18 protein-coding genes are annotated in these 20776 nt (G+C 43.1%); 11 read left to right on the top strand and 7 right to left on the bottom strand.

The genetic code is table 11. The features are described from left to right. The first annotated feature begins 554 nt into the window (after nt 1–554). The 3 genes from HF078_RS00185 to HF078_RS00195 all read left to right on the top strand — a co-directional run bounded on the left by HF078_RS00185 (nt 555) and on the right by HF078_RS00195 (nt 4334). Nucleotides 555–2351, top strand: a complete 1797-nt coding sequence (locus tag HF078_RS00185; RefSeq protein ID WP_169289319.1) for a sensor histidine kinase — start codon at nt 555–557, stop codon at nt 2349–2351. Continuing rightward, nucleotides 2329–3099: a helix-turn-helix domain-containing protein gene (locus HF078_RS00190; RefSeq protein WP_169289320.1), complete on the top strand. Its 771-nt coding sequence runs from the start codon at nt 2329–2331 to the stop codon at nt 3097–3099. Before HF078_RS00185 ends, HF078_RS00190 begins: the two co-directional genes overlap by 23 nt. Before the next feature lie 197 nt (nt 3100–3296). Beyond that, the gene (locus HF078_RS00195; RefSeq protein ID WP_169289321.1) at nt 3297–4334 is read left to right on the top strand and encodes a Gfo/Idh/MocA family protein; all 1038 of its coding nucleotides are present in this window, start codon (nt 3297–3299) and stop codon (nt 4332–4334) included. Between the two features lie 121 nt (nt 4335–4455). Here the strand turns inward: HF078_RS00195 and HF078_RS00200 are convergent, their stop codons facing one another. After that, complete coding sequence (locus HF078_RS00200; protein WP_169289322.1) at nt 4456–5817, bottom strand: general stress protein; 1362 nt, start codon at nt 5815–5817, stop codon at nt 4456–4458. A gap of 233 nt (nt 5818–6050) precedes the next feature. On the opposite strand from HF078_RS00200, the gene HF078_RS00205 reads away from it, so the two are divergent. Continuing rightward, entirely contained in the window at nt 6051–7124 is a 1074-nt protein-coding gene (locus HF078_RS00205; RefSeq protein ID WP_169289323.1) for a bifunctional glycosyltransferase family 2/GtrA family protein, read from the top strand. Nucleotides 7125–7443: 319 nt separating this feature from the next. Here HF078_RS00205 and HF078_RS00210 read toward each other — a convergent pair whose 3' ends face one another. Both HF078_RS00210 and HF078_RS00215 read right to left on the bottom strand, forming a co-directional pair. Next, nucleotides 7444–7974 carry a hypothetical protein gene (locus tag HF078_RS00210; protein WP_169289324.1) on the bottom strand — a complete coding sequence of 177 codons (531 nt, stop codon included), beginning with the start codon at nt 7972–7974 and terminating at the stop codon, nt 7444–7446. 138 nt (nt 7975–8112) lie between these two features. Beyond that, a complete protein-coding gene (locus HF078_RS00215; RefSeq protein WP_169289325.1) occupies nt 8113–8538 on the bottom strand; it encodes a hypothetical protein in 426 nt (141 codons plus the stop codon). A 224-nt stretch (nt 8539–8762) separates the two neighbouring features. Here HF078_RS00215 and HF078_RS00220 point away from each other — a divergent pair, with 224 nt between their 5' ends. The 4 genes from HF078_RS00220 (at nt 8763) to HF078_RS00235 (ending at nt 11859) form a co-directional block, all read left to right on the top strand. Then, nucleotides 8763–8909 (top strand): YwzD family small protein, encoded by a 147-nt coding sequence (locus tag HF078_RS00220; protein WP_481747989.1) that lies wholly within the window; start codon nt 8763–8765, stop codon nt 8907–8909. A gap of 194 nt (nt 8910–9103) precedes the next feature. Continuing rightward, on the top strand, nt 9104–10159 hold the full coding sequence (locus HF078_RS00225; RefSeq protein WP_169289327.1) for a YecA family protein: 1056 nt from the start codon (nt 9104–9106) through the stop codon (nt 10157–10159). Between the two features lie 132 nt (nt 10160–10291). Then, nucleotides 10292–11224 carry a processed acidic surface protein gene (locus tag HF078_RS00230; RefSeq protein WP_169289328.1) on the top strand — a complete coding sequence of 311 codons (933 nt, stop codon included), beginning with the start codon at nt 10292–10294 and terminating at the stop codon, nt 11222–11224. Nucleotides 11225–11226: 2 nt separating this feature from the next. Continuing rightward, nucleotides 11227–11859: a class D sortase gene (locus HF078_RS00235; protein WP_169289329.1), complete on the top strand. Its 633-nt coding sequence runs from the start codon at nt 11227–11229 to the stop codon at nt 11857–11859. Between the two features lie 400 nt (nt 11860–12259). Here the strand turns inward: HF078_RS00235 and HF078_RS00240 are convergent, their stop codons facing one another. Beyond that, on the bottom strand, nt 12260–12688 hold the full coding sequence (locus tag HF078_RS00240) for a YwpF family protein (RefSeq protein WP_169289330.1): 429 nt from the start codon (nt 12686–12688) through the stop codon (nt 12260–12262). 330 nt (nt 12689–13018) lie between these two features. Between HF078_RS00240 and ssb the strand changes: the two genes are divergently transcribed. Then, complete coding sequence (gene ssb / locus HF078_RS00245) at nt 13019–13570, top strand: single-stranded DNA-binding protein (protein WP_169289331.1); 552 nt, start codon at nt 13019–13021, stop codon at nt 13568–13570. 265 nt (nt 13571–13835) lie between these two features. Here the strand turns inward: ssb and HF078_RS00250 are convergent, their stop codons facing one another. After that, nucleotides 13836–14237, bottom strand: a complete 402-nt coding sequence (locus HF078_RS00250) for a helix-turn-helix domain-containing protein (RefSeq protein ID WP_169289332.1) — start codon at nt 14235–14237, stop codon at nt 13836–13838. A gap of 228 nt (nt 14238–14465) precedes the next feature. Here HF078_RS00250 and HF078_RS00255 point away from each other — a divergent pair, with 228 nt between their 5' ends. Continuing rightward, nucleotides 14466–14963 carry a hypothetical protein gene (locus tag HF078_RS00255; protein ID WP_169289333.1) on the top strand — a complete coding sequence of 166 codons (498 nt, stop codon included), beginning with the start codon at nt 14466–14468 and terminating at the stop codon, nt 14961–14963. Nucleotides 14964–15046: 83 nt separating this feature from the next. Then, the gene (locus HF078_RS00260) at nt 15047–15577 is read left to right on the top strand and encodes a VanZ family protein (RefSeq protein ID WP_169289334.1); all 531 of its coding nucleotides are present in this window, start codon (nt 15047–15049) and stop codon (nt 15575–15577) included. Nucleotides 15578–15604: 27 nt separating this feature from the next. Here the strand turns inward: HF078_RS00260 and HF078_RS00265 are convergent, their stop codons facing one another. Next, nucleotides 15605–18418 carry a DEAD/DEAH box helicase gene (locus HF078_RS00265; protein WP_169289335.1) on the bottom strand — a complete coding sequence of 938 codons (2814 nt, stop codon included), beginning with the start codon at nt 18416–18418 and terminating at the stop codon, nt 15605–15607. After that, on the bottom strand, nt 18411–19964 hold the full coding sequence (locus HF078_RS00270) for a hypothetical protein (protein WP_169289336.1): 1554 nt from the start codon (nt 19962–19964) through the stop codon (nt 18411–18413). The genes HF078_RS00265 and HF078_RS00270 overlap by 8 nt, the downstream gene beginning before the upstream one ends. Nucleotides 19965–20776: the final 812 nt, after the last annotated feature.

Raw genomic sequence — 20776 nt, forward strand, 5'->3', positions numbered from 1 at the left:
TAGTAGTTACTATGAACTGTTGATCTCCGTTCCAGGCGCTTCGCTTTCCTGCGGCGACTGAAAAGGTATAGATAGGTATCTGAATAGACACCGCTGTTGATTTCCGCAAATGGCTTCGCTTTCCTAGGGGCGGTGCTTGAGCCTCCTCGCTACGCTGTGGGGTCTCAAGCTACCGCTATCTCCCTCAGGAGTCTTCGCCCTTTGCTCCAATCAACAGCTAAAGATTACTAGATACAAAAAAATTAAATTTATCAGTAGCTACCAAAGCCTGCGGGGTCTCCCTGTCCCTTTCTCCCGCGGAAGTCTGCGTGCCTGCCACCCGATCGTTTTTGAATTATTTTAGAAATAAAAGACCTTTTAATACCTTAGAATCCCCTTGTTGACTGTAGTGCAAGGTGTGAGACTCCAGCGGGGGAGTAACGGTAGATTGAGACTCCACAGGCGAAGCCGAGGAGGCTCAAGCACCGTCCCGCGGAAAGCGAACACCTGAAACGCAGGGAAACAAGAAGTATATCAGACTCTTAAAATGTAAGCGCTTCGGAGGTGGTGGATCCATGTTTAAAAAAAGCATACGCAACAAACTGATCGCACTCCTTTTAATCATCACGATCCTCCCATTCGGAACGTCGATCATCATTACATACTACCAAACAAAAGAAGCATTCAAAGACCTTGTCGTCCAAGAAAGCAGCAACCTTCTCTACCAAGGGAAAATAAATCTCGAAAACTATCTTGAAGAGCTCAATAATCTCACACTATCACTCTACAACAATCCTGATTTCATCAACTACATGCGGACACCTGACAATGAAAATAACTATTTAACGATAGGAATTGTCAGAAACGTACTGCAGACTATTCTATACGCGGAAGAAAACATCACGAGGGTGCAGATCTCTTTTGCAGAGGAAAATAGGGGGATAACCGCCTCCAAACGGTCCACGGTCGTTTTCTCTGACCGCATCTCCAATGCCTACGAAGACGCATATAAACGGGCTCAACTCAGTCCTTACAACTACAATATTGACACCACTCAGCTACAAGAGGGGCGAAATGTCCTGTATGTTCACCGTGCCTTGACGAATGTACCATCTGATAAGGTGCTTGCTTATATTACCCTTGAAGTGGGTTCGGAAAAAATATTGGAGTTAAGTGAGAACCTTTACAATAAGGAAAAGGAAGAATTATTCATCCTCTCGGCAACAGGAGAGTTGATCTATAGCTCCAATCCAATGGTTGCCTCCAAAAAGGAAGAGCAACTATGGATTCCGGAGATTATGAAATCGGAATCAACGCAGGGAACGATGGAATGGGACAACGGGCAATTTCAAGGAGTCATGATGTATGACCAGACGGACCTCGCGGTAGGTGGATGGATTTTGGTGAAGCGGGTCCCTTACACCACCCTTTATGACAATGCCTTTGTTGTCACGAAAATCAATATACTCTTTGGTGTCATCGGGTTGTGCTTGGTCATTTTTGCCTCGCTAATTGTTTCTTTTAAAATTACATCTCCTATCAGGGTGTTGCTCCAAAATATTCAGCAAGTAAAAGAAGGGAACATGAACGTGCAGTTCCCATCACTCGGAAATGATGAGATTGGTATATTAGGATATCGTTTTAAGCAGATGATGGAACGAATTAATCTCTTAATCAACAGGGAATACAAGTTGGAGATTGAAAATAAAACAAATCAGTTAAAGGTGCTTCAATCGCAGCTGAACCCGCATTTTTTATATAATGCCTTGCAATCAATTGGAACGCTTGCCTTGAAGAATAATGTGCCGCAAATCTATACCCTCTTGACCCACCTCTCGAAAATCATGAGATATGGGATGAATATGGAGGAGGATATGGTACCGTTAAAGAAAGAAATCAATTATTTAAAGGCATTTCTTTTACTGCAAAAGGAGCGTTTCGGGGAGCATTTCGAATATGAGATGGGAATAGAAGAGAAAGCGTTGGAAATAGAAGTCCCCAAAATGATTCTCCAACCGATTATCGAGAACTATTTTAAACATGGATTTGATATTCGAGAAGGGGTTGGAAAGATTGACATTCATGGAAATATAGCAGATGAGTATCTTCATCTCGCCATTTGGGATAACGGTGCCGGCGTGAGTGACAGCAGATTGACGGAAATTTATCGCCTGTTAACAGAAGGGAAACCAGCCTCTGACGGAGAAGAGACTAATATAGGATTGAAAAATATTCATACACGCTTGCAGCTTTACTACAATAACTTAGCATCGCTTCATTTAGAAAATCATTATAATGGTGGTTTTATGGTGACATTGAAGCTTCCGCTAGAAGTTGGGGGTGAAAAGAGTGAAAGCAATTATCGTGGATGATGAAAAGCATGTGCGGGACGGACTGCAGTTGTTGGGAAATTGGAAGGAAAACGGGATTGATACTATTTATGAAGCAGAGGATGGGGACGAGGCGATCATGCTCATCAAGCAGCATCGCCCCGAAATCATCTTCACTGATATGGCCATGCCGAAAAAGGATGGAATAAGCCTCCTTAAATGGATTGCAGAATCAGATTTGCCGAGCGTGACCATTGTGGTTAGCGGGTATGATGATTACACATTCATGCGAAATGCCATTTATTATAAAAGTTTTGACTATATTTTAAAGCCGATAGATCCGGACCTGTTAAATGAGACGTTGGAACGGGCCGTGAAAAAGTGGAAAGAAGATGCTTTGGTCAAAAGGACTATGGGTTCTGCGAGCGATGTGGAAACGATTCCTGCACGGACTTTTGAAGCTGCTTCCGTTTCAAGTATGGATAAGATTGAGGAATACCTTCGGGCCAACTATCAACAGGATATCACCCTTCAGGAAATTGCCGATCGTTTTTATTTGAGCCGTGAGCATATTTCCCGCAAGTTCAAGCAAGAATATCATGAAACCATTACGGATTATGTTACGCGGATCAGGATGGAGAAGGCGAAGGAATTGCTGGCGAATCCTAACTTGAAAATTTATGAGATTGCGTATCATATTGGTTATCAGAATGAGAAGTATTTTAGCAAGGTGTTTAAGAAGTTTTTTGGTGTGACGCCAAATGAGTATAGAGGTAGTTTAGTGAAATAGGTACCACCACTGTTGCTTTCCGCACTGGGCTTCGCTTTCCTGCGGGCGGTCCGGGAGCCGCCTCCGCAAGCCTGCGGGGTCTCCCCTGTCCCTTCCTCCCGAGGGAGTTCTTGCCCTGTGCTCCAAGCAACAGCCAGGGTATCCTTATGCATTACTAATTTTTAAGAATACATATAAATGATAAATGAGGTGCAGGTATGAGTAAGTTACGTATGGGGATTATTGGGGTTGGGGGTATTGCGCAGAACCGCCATATCCCGACATTTTTGAAGATGGAAGAGAAAGTGACAATCACGGCAATCAGTGATGTGAATGAAGAGACGGCAAAGACGGTAGGCGAGAAGTTTGGAATCAGCAATGTGTATGCCCACTATGCGGATATGTTTGAACATGTGGATGCAGTAACCATTTGTACACCAAACAAGTTTCATGCTGAAATAACGATTGCAGCTTTAGAGGCAGGTCTGCATGTGTTCTGTGAAAAACCCATGGCAATGCGACCGGATGAATGTGAAGCAATGGTTGCTGCGGCTGAGAAATCAGGCAAGCAGCTTGCGATTGCGTATCATTACCGATTCATGAAAGAGTCGGTTGCAGCGAAACGTTTGATGGATGCAGATGAAATTGGTCGACCGATTGTTGCAAGGGCTCGCGGTATGCGTCGCCGTAAAGTGCCTGGATGGGGTGTATTTACGAACAAGGAATTACAGGGCGGAGGTAGCTTGATTGACTATGGTTGCCACTTGTTGGATTTATCTTTGTGGTTGCTTGGAAATCCGAAACCTGTGGAAGTGATGGGATCTGCATATAATGAGTTGAGTAAAATCCCAGGGCAGGTGAATCAATGGGGCAGTTTTGATCATGAAACGTTTGAAGTGGATGACCACGTGACAGCTTACATAAAATTTGAAGGCGGAGCTTCCTTGCTGTTTGAAACTTCTTGGTCAGCTAATGTAAAAGGGGACGAAGAGAGTGTAAGTATATCCGGAATTAGTGGGGGAGTGGATTTGTTTCCATTCCACGTTAATCAAATGAAGCACGGCATGCTCTTGAATACAGAAGCGGACTGGGTACCAGGTGAAGACGACCCAAGTCTCCCGCAAGCAGAAAACTTTGTAAACAGCTGCCTCGGACTAGAAGAACTAATCGTCAAACCACAACAAGCCATGCAAGTCTCCCTCATCATCGACGCCATCTACCGCAGCAGCGAGACCGGCAAAAGTGTGAGTTTATAATTGGAAAAAGGGGGTTTCGACGTCGAAGGGGAAATTCCTTTGAGGGTCTGACCCCTTTTCTATAAAAAAGCAGTCCAAGAATTCTACCGAATTCCCGGACTGCTTTTTCATTTTATTCTTATTATCTTCTAAAAAGGTCGTCGTCTCGGCCTTCATTGAAAAGGTTGTTGCGTTTTTGGGTCATTCTTTCTTTTTTGCGGTCGGAGAATGGGCCTTCTGAGCTGTCTTCTTCAAATAGTGGGCCTTCATTTGCTTCATTGTAGCGTACATTTCCCTCTTGCATGTACGTTTCTTCGTCTATGTGGACGGACGTCTCCTCTTCGGGAGTATATATGTCACCAGGTTGTTCTGTTTCATAGTGTGTAGGACCATAGCTATCCATCAATGGCTCATCTTTCTCGATTTCCTTTAATGTATCTTCAAAGAGAATAGGTCCTTTATCTCCTGAATCTCCTGTCTGTGATAATTGCTCATCACGACCATCTGCAGTCTTAGAATCTACAGGTCTAGTAGAATAACCTCCTCCTGTATCCCTCGAACTGAAGAGCGGCTTTTCGTCCTGACTGCGGCTCATATCCCCGGCTGTTTCTTCCAACTTTACACCTAATGGGCCATCTGAGACTACACGTTGGTCATAGACATCTTCCTCATACGGCTTTTCCATCGGGAACGGTTGTCCATGTTCATAGAGTAATGCTTTGTCCACGTCTTCCTCTGAACTATTTTCAGCATAGCGCTTTCCGTTATTTGTTGTAGCAGGCTGCTCGCCAGCCAAATCAGAATCCACTCTGCGTTCCAGTGTGGTTGCTTCATTCGTCACACTTGCCTGGTCATGGAGCGCAGTAACCTCCTCACGAGCGTAATCTTTTTCGATTTCAACAGGATCCCGGCTCAAGAGTTGCTCATCTAGCGGAATGCTTCCATCTATGTTGGAATCAGGCACTGGACGATTAATGGAGGTGCTTGATTCTGCTATTCTTTCGTCCTCTGAAACTACAGGTTCCTCCGCTTTTAACGATTCTGTATCATCGTCGAAATGCAAAGCAGACTTCTCCGTCGCATATCTCTCCATTCGGCTCTCTGTCAAAGCTTCTTGGCGCAATTTCTTGCTCGAAATCGGTTCTGCAAGTACAAGCACCTTCCCAACTTTTACATCAAACTCATAGCGGTATGCTTCCTCTTTTGCAATGCCCATTTCCATCAACGTGATTGCAACGCTTTTATTTTCAGGAGTGAAAAGGCTTTTTGGTGTGACGATGGAGCTGCTTGGATTGATACTTGAATACTCATTAAGTTGAGCTTCCCTTTCATTATGACCACGTGAGAATGCACCGTTCCCAAATTGTTCTACAATCCCACGGTTATCACGAATAATCCAGATTTCCTCCGGTTGGTAGCCTTCCGATTGCAGCCAATCAATCTTCGCAAGTGCCTCTTCTTCCAGTAAATAAGAACCAATAACCTCTTTACGTTGCTCTATCATGCAACTTCCTCCTTAGAGTGCTGTAATAAGCTTCTTATACCCAGAAGAGTAAAAAGGGTAAACCAACCTAGAATATAATTCAAAAAATGCCCCCTTTTTACGTTAGAGAAACGTCCAAATAGGGAAAATAATTACATATGACTTACTACTTAAGACATACAAAACATATATTAGTATCTAAGAAAAAACGGAACTACATATTTTATTAAAATAAAAGGAACTGGGGGTATAGTATGACAAGTCCAAATGGAGTTACCATCCTGATTCCAGCCTATAATCCAGATGAACAACTGATCAGACTTATTAGTGACATTGTAAAAGAAGGCTTCAAGCAGATCTTAGTTGTTAATGATGGGAGCAAACCTGAGTGCGAGTCTATCTTCAAAAAAATAAAAGAAAGGAAAGAATGCACCTTACTGGAGCATCCTGTGAACAAAGGAAAAGGGCAGGCGTTAAAGACTGCTTTTTCCCACTTCATAAACACTAATCCTGATTCTGTGGGGCTTGTTACACTGGATGCAGATGGCCAGCATGCAGTGGAGGATATGAAAAAAGTGGCAATCAGACTTTGCGAGCGTCCTGAAAGTCTAGTCCTCGGAGTTCGAAATTTCTCCACAAATGACATTCCCTTCCGAAGCAAATTCGGAAATGTCTTAACGAAGAACATAGCCCTCTTTGCTTGTGGCATGAAGATCTCTGATACCCAAACAGGTCTCAGGGGAATACCGGCACAATTTATTGAAAAATTGATTCATGTTGCCGGCCAACGTTATGAATTCGAGATGAACATGCTAATGGAATGCAAACCAAATAATATTGAAATAGAAGAGGTCAAGATCCAAACCATCTATCTTGAAGACAATAAATCTTCTCACTTCCAACCCATAAGGGATTCCATTAAGATCTACGCCACCTTTCTAAAATTCGCTTTATCTTCTGTACTTTCATTTGGCTTGGATATTCTATTATTCGCATTATTTGTTATGATGCTAAAAGGTGTTTTCGTTGAATCTTACATCATTCTAGCAACCGTTCTATCGAGGATTTTGTCTTCCTTGTTTAATTTTACTGTAAACAGGAAGGTAGTATTCAAATCTTCCAGCTCCTATGCTATTGTAAAATATTTTTCCCTCAGCATCGCGCAAATGCTGGCATCCGCTGGCGGTGTGTATCTCATCTATGAACTGGTTGGTTTTGGGGAGGTAGGCATCAAAGTTGTATTCGATGGACTGCTCTTTTTAGCAAGTTATGTGATCCAGCGGGAGTGGGTTTTTAAGAAGAAATACCAAGTGCGAGCTGAACAATAACCAGATACAAAAAAAGACCTATATCCTAGGTCTTTTTTGTTTTACAGAAATAGCTTTTTCAAAAGTTAATCCGAAACTCAACCGCTGAACCCTATGGGAATCCTAAATTTCTATTTCCGCTTAAACCAACGTTTGTTTAAAAAAAGCTATTCTAATTCAATGAATACGCACAAACCAACACAAACATTCCCTATTCGACACCCTCAATAAAATTTTCTTTGCATAACTTTTTCAAAAGTTAATCCGAAACCCAACCGCTGTACCCCTTGGGAAACCTACATTTCCATTTCTGCTTATACCAACGTTTGTTTAAAAATTACTATTCTCTTTTTTCGGGTTTTTGCTTGCCTGTGGGGAACGCAATGGCTGTAAGTGAACGATCCTGAACCTCCACACTGGCAATATTCTGATTAGGGAGAGTGATGTGGTTCACCTCTATATAATACGTATAAGTTCCAGGAAGTGGAATGATGTCGGTCCAAGTAATCTTTGTTGTGTTGATAATTGTTTTTTCACAATCATTTTGGCCAAATTGATTGATCATTGCAAAACTTTCACTTGTTAACGGAGTCTTCTCACGCAACAAAGAAAACTCCACAATAAAACTATATGCAGGATTGTTTTCCGTCAGGATAAAAGCTTCGATCATCGCATCCAACTTTACCACTTCATTCGGAAAATGGGTCTTCACCTTCAACTCAAGGGCTTGTGTTGGCATGTCCGCTTCAATCCCCAACATTTCATCGCTCTGATTAAAATAATACCTTGGTTCCATGACCCTAGGTTGCACGTCACAATTACACGGCACCCTGCAGCCGCAACTTTTTCTCCATTCAAAATATAAGGACATTGAATAATGCCTCCTTTAGACATACTATCCATTCCATAACATATGCTTGTCAGCGCTGATTGGCGAGGGTAGGAGCCTTGAAGAATAAAAATAAAAAGCCCATAAACCTAGCAATTAAGGTTTATGGACTCTAATTAGTCATTCATACAATTCCCTATACACAATCGCCTTCAATGCCAGCAGCTCTTCCTCTGTCAATTTCTCCTCGAATGTTTCCACCAACTCCAGCACTTCCTGTTCCGTCATGCCGTTTGCTGCCTTTGACTGTATCTGCTGCATTTCTTGAAAACTGAGCTTTTGCATGACCATCCTTGTAGCCTCTTCACGTGTTTGGACTGGCAGCTCTTCGAGGTTGGCTTCTGCCCCCTCTGCAATATAGCTCTTCAAGGCAGGAGATCTGTCTACATATTCCCGAGCCATCGCCACATCATTATTTTCCACCAGGTCTTTTTCCACATATTCAACTGCCTGATCTTCCAAGAATTTATTGATAAAATAATAGCCTGCATATCCAAGGATTCCTAAGATAAGGGCTGTAATGATTATTCCTTTGATAAATTTCATTTTGGACACCTTCTTTCCACTTAACTATATATAACTATGGATGCTGAAAGCAAATTTCAAAGAAAGAAGTTTGAGGTTAGCAAGAAAGGGTAAATGATAAGAAACAAAAACCGACGAAAATCTAGTAATTCAATAAAACTCAACAAAATTTTTCTTGTTTTTTTGGTAGAAAGTAGTAGAATTGTAGTATATTTTGTAATTAATTAGGCGGTGAAATTCGGTTGATGAACGACTATAAAAGTATTGAAAGCAAAGACGAGATTATCAAAGTCCTTCAATATGCCTATCAACAAGGTACAGAGAGAGAAAATATCTCCATGATGGAACTTATAGATGAAATGAAAGAAAAGCTGCAGTTGCTTATAAAATAAATAAGATAGATTACTAGATAACACCTTCCCGTAAACGTTTGGAGGTGTTTTTGTTTTGTTAAAAAGATGATTGGATAAGTTATCCAGGCATGGGTCGGCTACACGTGAGGGAGAAATATGTTAGAATTAAACTCGTTGTCTGTAAATCTCAAATGAGAACAGCTTAGAAAAAACAAAAGGTTTAAGGTGATAGAATGATTGGAAGAAATGAACCGTGTCCTTGTGGCAGTGGAAAGAAATATAAAAAGTGTTGTGAAAAAAAGCAAAATGGCTTGGATAAAGTGCTAGAAACAGAAGTGATGGCTTTACAAATTGATATGATGCGCTTTGCATATGAAAAGTTCTCAAGTGAACTTGAAACGGTAAGCTCCAAGTATCTACATAAATTTTCAATGGATGAGATGAAGAGTGAGGCATTTAACGAGCTACTCCATCTATGGTATATGTTCACAGTAAAGCGGGATAATGGTTTGACGATTGTGGAAGAGTTTGTATCCGTTCAAGAAGGCAAGTTCTCGCGTCCACAGGTAAAAGAATGGGCAGAAAACTGGCAAATTGCATACCCTTCTGTCTATAAAGTGGCAAATGTGCGTGGGGAGACTTACACCATGGAGGACTTTTTCACAAAAGAGAAAGAAAAAGTCACTTACATTGGCAGAGAAGACAGTTTAAGTAAAAATGAGCTGGTTATTGGCATGTTTGTCCCTTTCAAGCAGGCAAAAGTTGTGTTCATGTCCACCTTTGAACGTGGGGTACTAGAGACAATTCGTCTAGAAGAGAAGTTTATGGAGGAATTTTCAGAGGTTGCCATTGATTCAGCCTATATACGAGCGGAATTCCCGGATCTTGCTGGTAAAATGGTAGAGTTTGAATTAAGTGAAGAGGATGTGCAGCAGTTACCTGTCCAAGATGAGGCGCAGGAGCGTGTGTTGGGATTGTTTGCAGCCGGAGCGGAAAAACGCGGATATCCAGAAAGATTTTTGGAGTTTGCTTCTATGCTCTGGTCCATCTATTGCATGAAAGAGAGTCCAATGATCCGCAATGAGCAGAATTACGCTGCTGCATTGATTTACTTTTTAGACACACATTTTATGAAAGAACAACAGGAAACACAGAAAGCGTTAGCGGAAGAGTTTGGTATATCAGCGGGAAGTGTTTCGTCGACGTTCCGTAAGCTGGATGAGGTATTACAGCCAGTTATCCAAACTTTTGAAGAAGATATCGAAGCAGCCTTGCAGGGCGCTTCTTAATGGAAAAAGTATCTGATTTTCTCGATTTATTGCGGGGAGATTAGGTGCTTTTTTCATTTGGTTTCCTGCATAAATTTTCCGTGAATGCGCATGCTACTAGAAAAGTGTAACGATAAATGGGAGGCATGAAAAATGCAGCGGTTTATATTGGTTGTTTGTGTGTTTTTAATAGGCTCGACACTATTCTTTTCCCCACTTGATGCAACGGCGGCACCAAAAGAGGAAGAGGTGGATTCATACTTGAAGGAAATTGGTTGGACAAGGAAAGATCTTGATAAGTATTTGGCGTTTTATGAGGTCAGTTTGGATGATTTCAAGGATATTGAACATCTGCGTGATGAGCTTGGAACTCCAATCAATGAGGAGAACCTTCTTGTTATGCTTGAAACCTATGATTTGACAAAAGAAGAGTTAGAAGTCCTTTTGTCTCGTTTTGGGGAAAAGGTGCAGGATTATACGTTCATTGAGGACTTGGAAATTGCGGTTGACTTCTATATGACCCACGAAGAAGAAGTGGCTCGCGCGGAGGACTTTCTAGTATCTATGGGATTCGAAGCTGAAGAAGCACGGCAAATTTTCCAGCATATTTTGAGTCTACCGAAAGATGTGTTAGCGGAAGAGCTTGAAAGATTGCAAGGGATGTTGAATGAAGAACCCAATTCCGTTGAAAAAGTGTTTTCCCTTTGGACAGAGTTCATGGAAGTATTTCAGGTGGAAGCTGATCTTCATGTAGAGGACGGCAGCCGGGTTAAGGTGTCACAGGAGGCGCTTATGCAGCCTGGATGGTTGGAAGGAAAGGAAGTCCATTTGGACATTTTTGATGGAGAGGGTTCGCTTCTGGCTTCAGCAGTGATGGATGAGCAAATTGTATCGCCTTCCTATGTGCAGTCTACAGGAAAGGAGCTCATTCATTTAGGGCAGGTTGGAGTGAAAATGAGTGATGAGCTTTATAACAATAGAATGCCTGATACCGCTTCTATTTATGGACTGGGGATGCTGGTAGGATTGTGCTTAGTAGGATTGGCTGGTTTGATGCTTGGTGTGAGAAGGGTCCGCAGGGCGTAGGCATGCGGGAACGTTATTTGGTGGTTGTACTTTGGATGGTGATGGTGACGGGGGCTGCTTTGTTTGTTGGAAGCGGCCTTTTGTATTGGCAAGGAGTTGCGGCAGTGGAGGATAGGGCGGTGTTGGAGCAGGAAACTGTTGAAGAGTTGACTTTACGTGAACGTAAGGATTATACAGAGCTTAAGACAGCGGCAATCACCATAGGTGAGGAAATTGGCGAAGTGAATTTTCCTGCTTTGGAAATAAGTATTCCAGTATTTCATGGAGTGTCAGAGGAGGAGCTTGTAAAAGGTGTTGGGCATGTTCCCGGGACGCTTTTACCTGGGGGTGGGGGGAACATCTTGCTGTCAGGTCATAGGGATACGGTTTTTCGCAGACTTAGGGAACTTGAGGTAGGTGATAAGGTTCTGGTTAGGTTTGACGGTAGTTTGTACACATATAAGATCGGCACAATTAGGGTGGTAGACAAAGATGATACTTCGGTCGTGGTCCCGCGGCCTCGGGAAGTATTGACGATAACAACTTGCTATCCTTTTACGTTTATTGGGAGAGCGCCTAAGCGTTATGTGTTGGAGGCGGAGTTTATTGGGAGGGTAGATGAGGCGGTAGTGGGAGAGAAAGCGCCAAGTAGGTGAGCAGAGAGGTCGAGGTGGCGTTTTTTGTGTGAAATTAAGCTTAAATGAGTGGGTTTTGGATGACTTTCCGTGCTTCAAAAAGTGTTCGGACAACCATTCAGCTTGTTCGGTCAAATTCCAGGTAGGGTCCGGCCATTTGAAAACTTCGTTCGGAGGTAGTATACGTTCGGTCAACTATTAGAAAACTTCGGTCAACTTTGCAAAATCTTCGGTCAACTTTCGAAAAACTTCGGTCAAAATCAGCAAAACTTCGGACATTTGCCTCAAAACCACCTAAGATGGCACCGGAATTAGAGGCTAAACGTGAAAGGGGTCAGACCCCTCTTTAGTGCATTAACGCACAGCGGGTCAGACCCCTCTTTATCGCTTTATCAAACTAAATCAAATCGCGCCGCCATCATCACTTACTCTTCTCAAGCACTGGTTTTTCTTTTACTTTGTTTTTGAAGGCATTTACAAGTTCGTCGCCGGTGTAGCCTTCTCCCACAAGACGTTCAAGAAGCTTTTCGTGGTAGTTGGTGTTTTTTCGGAAGAGCTCGCCTTCAAACAGGATGCTCATTTTGTCTTCCATCACTGCCACTTGGCGGACGACGACCTCAAAGGAAGCTGGGTCATTTGTCGGTTTAGAAATTGTCGCTTGCACATGAAGCATATCTTCATTATCGCGAAATCCTTCATATTTTTCTGGCTCGCTTTTGGGCAGCAATGCTTCAATCAGCCAATTTTCTTTTCCGTACTCTCTATTGATAATCAATCCGTCTTGTAAATCCAGCTGTTCAACTTCTTCGTCATGTACGAGGGATAGTGCAATAAGTTTGAACGTTTTCATGATTTTCCTCCAACGGGTATAATTTCGGTTCCTTGCCAAGTCATCAACGTGGTACGCCATAACCTGTACCAATATTTTGTCTTATTATAACATAAGCCCAAGGAAAGATACCCTCTACTAAGACAAGACGAGAAAAAAATCTCTCATATCCCTAATTTCATTTTTCGACAACTAGCCCACTCACTAAAACAAGATTATTCCCTTAGAACAAAATCCAATTTTACTTCTAATAACCGCCTTGAAATCGGAAAACCTCCATTTTACCTACCTTAATTAAGCAGTTATGATAACGGAGCAACACGAAATTTGTAGAAAAAAGGAGGGTGAAACGTGATTAACGAAGTGGTGCTGATTGGTCGGATGGTGAAGGATCCTGATTTGCGTTATACGAGTGATGGGACTCCTGTGGCAAGTTTTAGACTTGCTGTTAATCGCAACTTTAAAAACCAGGAAGGTGTTTATGAGGCTGACTTTGTCTCTTGCACAGCATGGAGAGGTATTGCGGAAACGACGGCAAATTATTGTCGAAAAGGTGCACTTGTGGCAGTCACAGGTAGGATACAGACTAGTCGATATGAATCAAAGGATGGAACGACAGTCTTTGTTACCGATGTGGTGGTGGACAATGTGCGTTTTCTTGAAAAAAAGAAGGAGGAAAAACCTTCTGCACCACCGATTCCACCGTATCCAGAAAAACAGGATTCGACAACAAACCAAGCCCGTATAGAAGTGCAGCGTTGGGAGCAGTCCCAACCTTTACAGGAAAACAGGCAAACTGAAAATCACCAAAATCAACCGCATGCTAACCACTCGACTCAGAGAACATCAGAATTCCCAGACTTCCCGACACAACCTTCGACCCCTGAAAAGGTGGGAGTGTAGCTAAAGTCATGTAAGGTCATCCCAATGAACAATCATTTGTATCAAGCAATCTATATTTTACCTATAAAGCAAAGGGCTCCCCTCCCATATTTGCTTTAGCCTTTCTGAAAAAGGCAACTTGCGGAAACAAGCTGCCTTTCTTTTTTTGCTTATCAGCAATTTGCAGAGGATAAGCCCTCTTGGTTCCTCTAGAGAGAAGATATGCCTCTTTGTTCTCCATTCCTTGGTGCCAGCCTTTTTGAGGGTTGGCTTTTTTTACCCTAACTTACTTATTTACAAAGATACCCATTATATCTTCCATCACTTTTCTATCAGTGATGCTCATGTTGGTGTACTTATGTAGGAAGTCCTTAAAATTGGGGTGTTGCTTCAAATAGTCCACAATTTGCATCAGTTCTTCATCAGCTTGGTTAATTTGGTAGAGTTGGTTGAATTCTTTTACATAATGCTCTTGTTCGTAATGGTTTCCTACCAGGTAATCAATAGAAACCTCGAAAAGCTTACTTAGTTCAATGAGAGTTTCAATGGGTGGAACTTCTTTTTCAGTCTCCCATTTGCTGATGGTACCGTGCACCCTGTTCAGGCGGTCGGCAAGATCTTGTTGCGACCAGTTCTTCTGATTACGAAGGTATTTAATGTTTCTCGCTAAAAAGGACGTGTTCATCATATCTCCTGCCTCTTTTCCGCATTTCTTTTAACGTAATGGAAAAGAGAGGGAGTGGTTGTTCTCGTCTGGAACAAGATTACTTTATGTTCCTAAATGGAACAATGTCGAATAATGCAAAATAAAGAGAATGATTGAGAATAGGAAAGAATACCCAGAGAAACGCAAAGAATTGCCTAATTTCCTATATTTTCTATAAAAAGTAAAATTATCTATAATTAGGAGGGGTGAATGATGAAAGAGGGAGTGATGGATGTGGCTGATTTTAAGTTAACTACGGTAAGTTTCTTTCCAAGTAAGGAAGGTCAGAATCAAGATGAACAAGATTATTTTATTTATATAAAAGAACCAAAGGATGACTATTCATCAGCACCCAGATCCTCTTTCTTTGATGCATTGGAAATCTCTAAGGAGGAATCGATTAAGAATGGTAATTGGCGCTGCATTTCAACGAGTTCCAACCAGTCTGTTGAACTGCACTTCCGTTCTTATGCGGATAAAAGGATTATTTCCGTAACCATCAACCTTCCAAGCTACCAACTTGATATTTCTTCTTACGCCTGGTATAGACAGCGTAAAGCCTTCCTTAAGTTAGAATGCCCGGAGCAAGTCTGTCAGGATTTAGTAGAAGGATTATTACAAAGGATTTTTGTCAAATACAAAGGGAAAACTGCCTATCTAAGTTTAAAGCAATCAAAACGGGAAGTGACCAGTAAGAATTTTAGTTGAAGGGTATAAGGCATGCCTAGATAGGACACACCGTAATTAAGTGGAATTTTTTAGCTTCTAACTCAATTACGGTGGTGGCTCATATGAGAAATAAGAGGATTCTATATTATCTGTTTCTGGCCTTTGGCTGGACTGTCATATTGTTCTATTTGTCTTCCATGTCCTATGCAGAACAGGATATCAGGCCATATTTGCGAATGCTTGTGGCAGAGGAACATATTGCTGCTGTGTTCTCGGGAGTGGAGATTCCTTATGTGAATAACCAAATTAGTGTGGACAGTATGGGAGCGTATCAGTTTGTGGAATTCCTTTTTCGAAAAGGAGCTCACCTGTTTTTTTATAGTGTTCTTGGTTATTTGCTTGTCCGGTACTTTGCCAGTTCCTTAGGGAGAAAGTATTGGAGAGTGTTTCTGTTCAGTTTATCTATTCTCCTTGTTATTGCCATGCTGGATGAGTTCTTGCAATTTCACCACCCAGACCGCAGCGGGCATTGGGCGGATGTGGGGTTGGATGCGATGGGCGGATTGAAGGGGATTATTACCGGATTTCTGTCCACTTATACTAAGAAGGGTAAGAAAGAAGGAAAACAAAAAAGCGCAGACTCATCAATGTAGATGGGCTGCGCTTTTTTTCCAATTCCATTATCTCAACGTCAACAAATCCCTTAATTCCTCATTATCAAGCTCGGTAATCCAGCCTTCGCTCGTGATGATCTGATTGTTCAGTGCCTGTTTGGATTCAATCATAGCATCAATTTTCTCCTCCAGCGTGCCGGTTGCAATAAACTTATGAACGTGTACAAAACGGCTCTGGCCGATTCGGTATGCTCTGTCGGTTGCCTGGTTCTCCACGGCTGGATTCCACCAGCGGTCATAATGGATGACATGATTGGCGGCTGTCAGGTTCAGTCCGGTTCCGCCAGCCTTCAATGAAAGGACCAATACATTAAATTCCCCGTCCTGGAAATCTTGAATCAGTTGATCACGTTCCTTCTTGACGACACTTCCATTTAGAAATCTTCCTTTTTCCCCGAGTGAGGATTCCAATGCTTCAATAATCATATTCCCCATTGAAATGTACTGGGTGAAAATAAGGCAGCTTTCTCCGCGTAAACGAATTTGCTCGACCAGTTCCACCAGCTTTTCCATTTTACTGGAGCGCATCAAGAGATTCTCTGGAGTTTCCTCTTTTAAATAAAGTGCAGGATGATCGCAGACTTGCTTCAACTGTCCTAGCATTTTCAACACCAGGCCGCGGCGTTGGATACCGCCTAACTCCTCCACCTTGTCTAAGGTCTCTTTAACAAGTTGTTCATAGATGGACGCTTGCTCGATGGTTAGCGGACAGTATTCCTTTTGCTCCTGCTTGGCAGGGAGGTTCAGTGCCACCTGTTCATCTTGCTTCGTGCGGCGCAATAGGAACGGTTGAATAAGCATTTGCAATTGCTGAATCTTCTTTTTGTCCTGATCCTTCTCAATTGCCAACACAAATTGTTTATGGAAGGAACCTAGCGACCCTAAGTATCCTGGATTGATAAAATCAAAAATCGCCCATAGTTCTGACAGACGGTTTTCCATAGGGGTACCAGTCAAGGCGATATGATGGCCACCGCTTAAATTTCGAACAGCTTGGGATTGCTTCGTGTCAGCGTTCTTGATGTTTTGTGCTTCATCCAAGCAGATGGTGCGCCAGCCGACACTTGCCAATTCCTCTTCATCAAGATGAGAAATCGCATAGGAGGTCAACACGACATCAGAATTCAAAACGGATTCACGGAAAATAGATCCCTTGCCACGATTAGGTCCGTAATGCAACATAACATCCAAGCTGGGAGCGAACTTTTCCAGTTCTTTTTGCCAGTTTCCAAGGACAGAAGTAGGACAAATAATGAGAACTGGTGGACCTTCCGGCTCTTTCTCCTTGCATGATAGGAAATAGGCGATAAGCTGAATGGTTTTTCCTAGTCCCATGTCATCTGCAAGACAAGCCCCAAAGCCATGATCCCTTAAAAAGGTCAGCCATGCTGCACCTTGCTCCTGGTAAGGTCTTAGCTCGCCTTTGAATGTCTCAGGTACCTCAAAAGGCGGTATGTCCTTTCCTTGATAGAGTTGTTCGATTAAGCGCTCGGCAGATCCGGTCAGTTCATAGGAGATATCCTGAATCGAATAGCTTCCCCCCGCATCATCTTCATCCGGAAACTCACCGCCCATGCCAGCTGCATTGCTCTTCAAGAGATCCTCCATGCGGATACCATTCTCTTCTGCATGCTTCATCATCCGTTTTATCTCTTCAATAAACCCTGGATCCAACACGACCCATTCGCCTTTAATCTGTACAAGGCGGCGGTTTTCTTCTACAAGTGCAAGGAACTCCTCTTCGGAAAGCTCCGTATTTCGTGTGGAAAAACGCCATTCAAAATTAACTAAGGACTGCAAACCAACAAAAGATTGGGAATGGCCGCCGCCTTTCTTTGAGCCGTTCACTCTTGCTTTCACTTTAATTCGAGAATCCTTAATGGCTTGCCACCATGGCGGCAGAAAGATGAAGCTTCCAATTGCTAACAGCCTCTCGCTGCCATCTACAAGGAAACGCCAAGCGTCTTCTTCTGTCAGATAACTTCTGATCTGTCCATTTGAAAAAAGTGATGGAGTCAGCTGCTGCCATTTTTTAAATCCGCGATTCACTTCTTTTTTATATTTTTTATAGGAAGGAGGGAGGGTATCCTGTTCCCATACATATAGTTCATCCGTTTTCTTGTCCTTCAGCAGGGTTTCCAATTTCCAGTCTTGTTCCCCTTTTTCAGGCTCTAAAAGGCGGAGGCCAAGCTTGAATGGGGTGGTATCTTTCGTCCATCCAATGTCTCGAAGCCAGTCTTCTTCATCCACATATTCCACCAGTGAACCTTCTGCTGCTAATTGCCTCGGATCTTTTGTGTAATCCATCCAGTATGTCTGAAGATATCCATCCTCATTGCGTTCCATCCAATCCTTCATGATGGCGTCCAACCATTCTTCCATTTTTCCGGCATAAGAAGGAAGGAGAGGATTTTGTGCGATCATCTCCTGTCCTTCCTTTGTTAAAGAAAAGGAAAGTTTGCCTTCCTGCCATGCTGCAAAACTCGGTTGAAAGGCTCTTTCGTTCAACAGGTCAGCAACTGTAGGAGCAATTAGGCGAAATTGTTCCGACTGATCACACCACTCCAACTCAATAAAAGAGTTCTCGGTATTGTTGGCAAATAGTTCAAGCGCGTCACTAGGGTTTAAGAAAATCCCGGAAATGCCATCATAGGTCGATTCCTCTAGGATGGAACCGAAATAGGAGCCTTCGTGCCATGTAAAGAGAAGGGGGATAAATCGTGACGGTGGCAGAACGGAGGAGCGGATTTTTACATATAGAAAAAATTGATTCCGTTCCTCCATATAATTTGATTTGGCAAATAACGCCTCATTAATCATAACTGAATCTTCCCTTTTTTAATTCTTCTTGGAAGGAGCGAAGTCGCTTCGTGCCTTCTTTTAGCTGCAGTAAATACTGAAGCCAGATGTCTTCCAATTTCTCTTTTTTATAGAGACTATGTAATGTTTTCAACAGCGATGTCGCTTCTTTATAAGCGGTTTTATTGCGCTGTTCCAATGCCTTGTTTATCGCCACATGATAGAGTGGGAAAAGCGCATAGGCATCCGTTTTTTTGATTTCTTTCAACTTATAGGCTTCCAAACCACTTAGCTCAAAGCCCATCCAAAGCTGTAACTCGACCCACTGGCGGTAATTCTTCGTTTCAAAAAGATACCATTCATATTCTCCGTAACTATATGGCATCAGTTTGCGCATTGCTTCTTTATATAATTTATCTTGCCTTGTTTCCATTGCGAACTCCGTCAATAACTTCAGCAGGTGCTTAGTCAGTTGCCTTTTCCGGTCATAGGTTGGTTCTGAATGGATATAGGAGGTAACAATGGGCAACGAAATAGCTAGCCAGCTCTCCAATCTGTCCTTAGTTTTGTTGAAGACCAATGATTGTAACCAATGGAAAAGATAAGGCGCGTACTGACTGCTGTTTTTTTTGACCAGCTTCAATGCCTCTTCATCTTTTTTCTGTAAAAATAATAAATGTGTTTTAGCCAACTCAGCCTGAAGGGAAGTGTCATCCTCTAGCTCTTTTAGCTCTGAGGACATCCAGTTGCGACGCTGGAAAACATCATTCCAAGTGAATTGATAGACATAAAACATTTCTCTTATAAAAGGCTCCTCTTGTTGCAACAACGTTTCTCGAATCAGTTGCCTGCTTTCTTTCAGCAAAGAGTCGAGTTGGAAGGCGATGGCGCTATGAAACAAGCCTTTTGATTCCTCTTCCACCATCTCTACAAAACGATGTAGAATATCTGCGATGTATTGATATGGCTGTGAGCTATCATAGCTGCTGATCACCTGCTTCATACAATAGAGGGAAGCGTGTAATAGAAATAATGGACGTATTTCCGCTTTCTTAGGAGCCTGGGTTCGCAGTTTAGGAAAGAACGCGTGTGTCAGGCCGGTAAGATAGGTTCGTTTACTAGGAATGGAGCTTTTATATTGCTGATGCTGATAGTCTACAAAATCAAGCCAGCTAGAAAGAGAACTTTCCTCGTAGCTTGTTGCTTCCTTTTTAATAGTTGCCGATGTAAGGCTTGGAAGGATGTTTTCCGCGCTTTGTTCCTTCCAGCCGTCGATAAGGGAGGCAATTGTTTTGGATTGTGACCATACGGATAGAAAGGTGGCTAGCTGATGGGTGCAGAGGGTCGTTGCGCCGCATGAGCATCTGCTGAGGTCACCGATTTCTTCGTCAAGCAGGACGTGTTTTTGGCCGTTGTCTTGGACTTTTCCGGTCATGGTGGAGCCTTCTTGGTAGGCGTGTATGACGTTGCCTTGGCGGAACAGTTTTAAGCCTGCTTTTAGGATGTTTCTGTTGTTGTCGTTATTGAGTGGGTATGTATCTATTAGCCATGCTGCGAACTGTTCCATTTTTGTCACCATCCATTATTGTTTGAAAAAGTGTGTCTCCATAACACCCTGCTACCTTCCGTTCCAGGTGTTCGCTTTCCTAGGGGCGGTGCTTGAGCCTCCTCGCTTCGCTGCGGGGTCTCAAGCTACCGCTATCTCCCTCAGGAGTCTCACACCTTGCACTCCAGGTAGCAGGGGAAAATAGTTGTAAAAAATTGTGTCCAATAACACCCTGCAGCCTTCCGTTCCAGGTGTTCGCTTTCCGCGGGACGGTGCTTGAGCCTCCTCGGCTTCGCCTGTGGGGTCTCAAGCTACCGTTATCCCCCGCAGGAGTCTCACACCTTGCACTCCAGGTAGCAGGGGAAAATAGTTGTAAAAAATTTTGTCCAATAACACCCTGCTACCTTCCGTTCCAGGTGTTCGCTTTCCTAGGGGCGGTGCTTGAGCCTCCTCGGCTTCGCCTGTGGGGTCTCAAGCTACCGTTACTCCCCCGCAGGAGTCTCACACCTTGCACTGCAGGCAGCAGGGGGAACTGGTCGTGAAAAAGTGTGTCTCCATGACACCCTGCTACCTTCCGTTCCAGGTGTGCGCTTTCCGCGGGACGGTGCTTGAGCCTCCTCGGCTTCGCCTGTGGGGTCTCAAGCTACCGTTATCCCCCGCAGGAGTCTCACACCTTGCACTGCAGGCAGCAGGGGGAACTGGTTGTAAAAAGTGTGTCTCCATAACACCCTGCTACCTTCCGTTCCAGGTGTTCGCTTTCCACGGGCGGTTTGGGAGCCTATCTATAGCAAAAAACGAAAAGGTCTACTTCATCGCGTAGACCTTTGCCGGGA

The sequence above is a fragment of the Bacillus sp. RO2 genome (assembly GCF_012911845.1).
Taxonomy (GTDB): Bacteria; Bacillota; Bacilli; order Bacillales; family Bacillaceae_I; genus Sutcliffiella_A.

Bases quoted from the DNA above. Each gene is read 5' to 3' on its own strand.
- HF078_RS00185 (WP_169289319.1), top strand. From the start codon at position 555: ATGTTTAAAAAAAGCATACGCAACAAACTGATCGCACTCCTTTTAATC.
- HF078_RS00195 (WP_169289321.1), top strand. From the start codon at position 3,297: ATGAGTAAGTTACGTATGGGGATTATTGGGGTTGGGGGTATTGCGCAG.
- HF078_RS00200 (WP_169289322.1), bottom strand. From the start codon at position 5,817: ATGATAGAGCAACGTAAAGAGGTTATTGGTTCTTATTTACTGGAAGAA.
- HF078_RS00205 (WP_169289323.1), top strand. From the start codon at position 6,051: ATGACAAGTCCAAATGGAGTTACCATCCTGATTCCAGCCTATAATCCA.
- HF078_RS00210 (WP_169289324.1), bottom strand. From the start codon at position 7,974: ATGTCCTTATATTTTGAATGGAGAAAAAGTTGCGGCTGCAGGGTGCCG.
- HF078_RS00215 (WP_169289325.1), bottom strand. From the start codon at position 8,538: ATGAAATTTATCAAAGGAATAATCATTACAGCCCTTATCTTAGGAATC.
- HF078_RS00220 (WP_481747989.1), top strand. From the start codon at position 8,763: ATGAACGACTATAAAAGTATTGAAAGCAAAGACGAGATTATCAAAGTC.
- HF078_RS00225 (WP_169289327.1), top strand. From the start codon at position 9,104: ATGATTGGAAGAAATGAACCGTGTCCTTGTGGCAGTGGAAAGAAATAT.
- HF078_RS00230 (WP_169289328.1), top strand. From the start codon at position 10,292: ATGCAGCGGTTTATATTGGTTGTTTGTGTGTTTTTAATAGGCTCGACA.
- HF078_RS00235 (WP_169289329.1), top strand. From the start codon at position 11,227: ATGCGGGAACGTTATTTGGTGGTTGTACTTTGGATGGTGATGGTGACG.
- HF078_RS00240 (WP_169289330.1), bottom strand. From the start codon at position 12,688: ATGAAAACGTTCAAACTTATTGCACTATCCCTCGTACATGACGAAGAA.
- HF078_RS00250 (WP_169289332.1), bottom strand. From the start codon at position 14,237: ATGATGAACACGTCCTTTTTAGCGAGAAACATTAAATACCTTCGTAAT.
- HF078_RS00255 (WP_169289333.1), top strand. From the start codon at position 14,466: ATGATGAAAGAGGGAGTGATGGATGTGGCTGATTTTAAGTTAACTACG.
- HF078_RS00260 (WP_169289334.1), top strand. From the start codon at position 15,047: ATGAGAAATAAGAGGATTCTATATTATCTGTTTCTGGCCTTTGGCTGG.
- HF078_RS00265 (WP_169289335.1), bottom strand. From the start codon at position 18,418: ATGATTAATGAGGCGTTATTTGCCAAATCAAATTATATGGAGGAACGG.
- HF078_RS00270 (WP_169289336.1), bottom strand. From the start codon at position 19,964: ATGGAACAGTTCGCAGCATGGCTAATAGATACATACCCACTCAATAAC.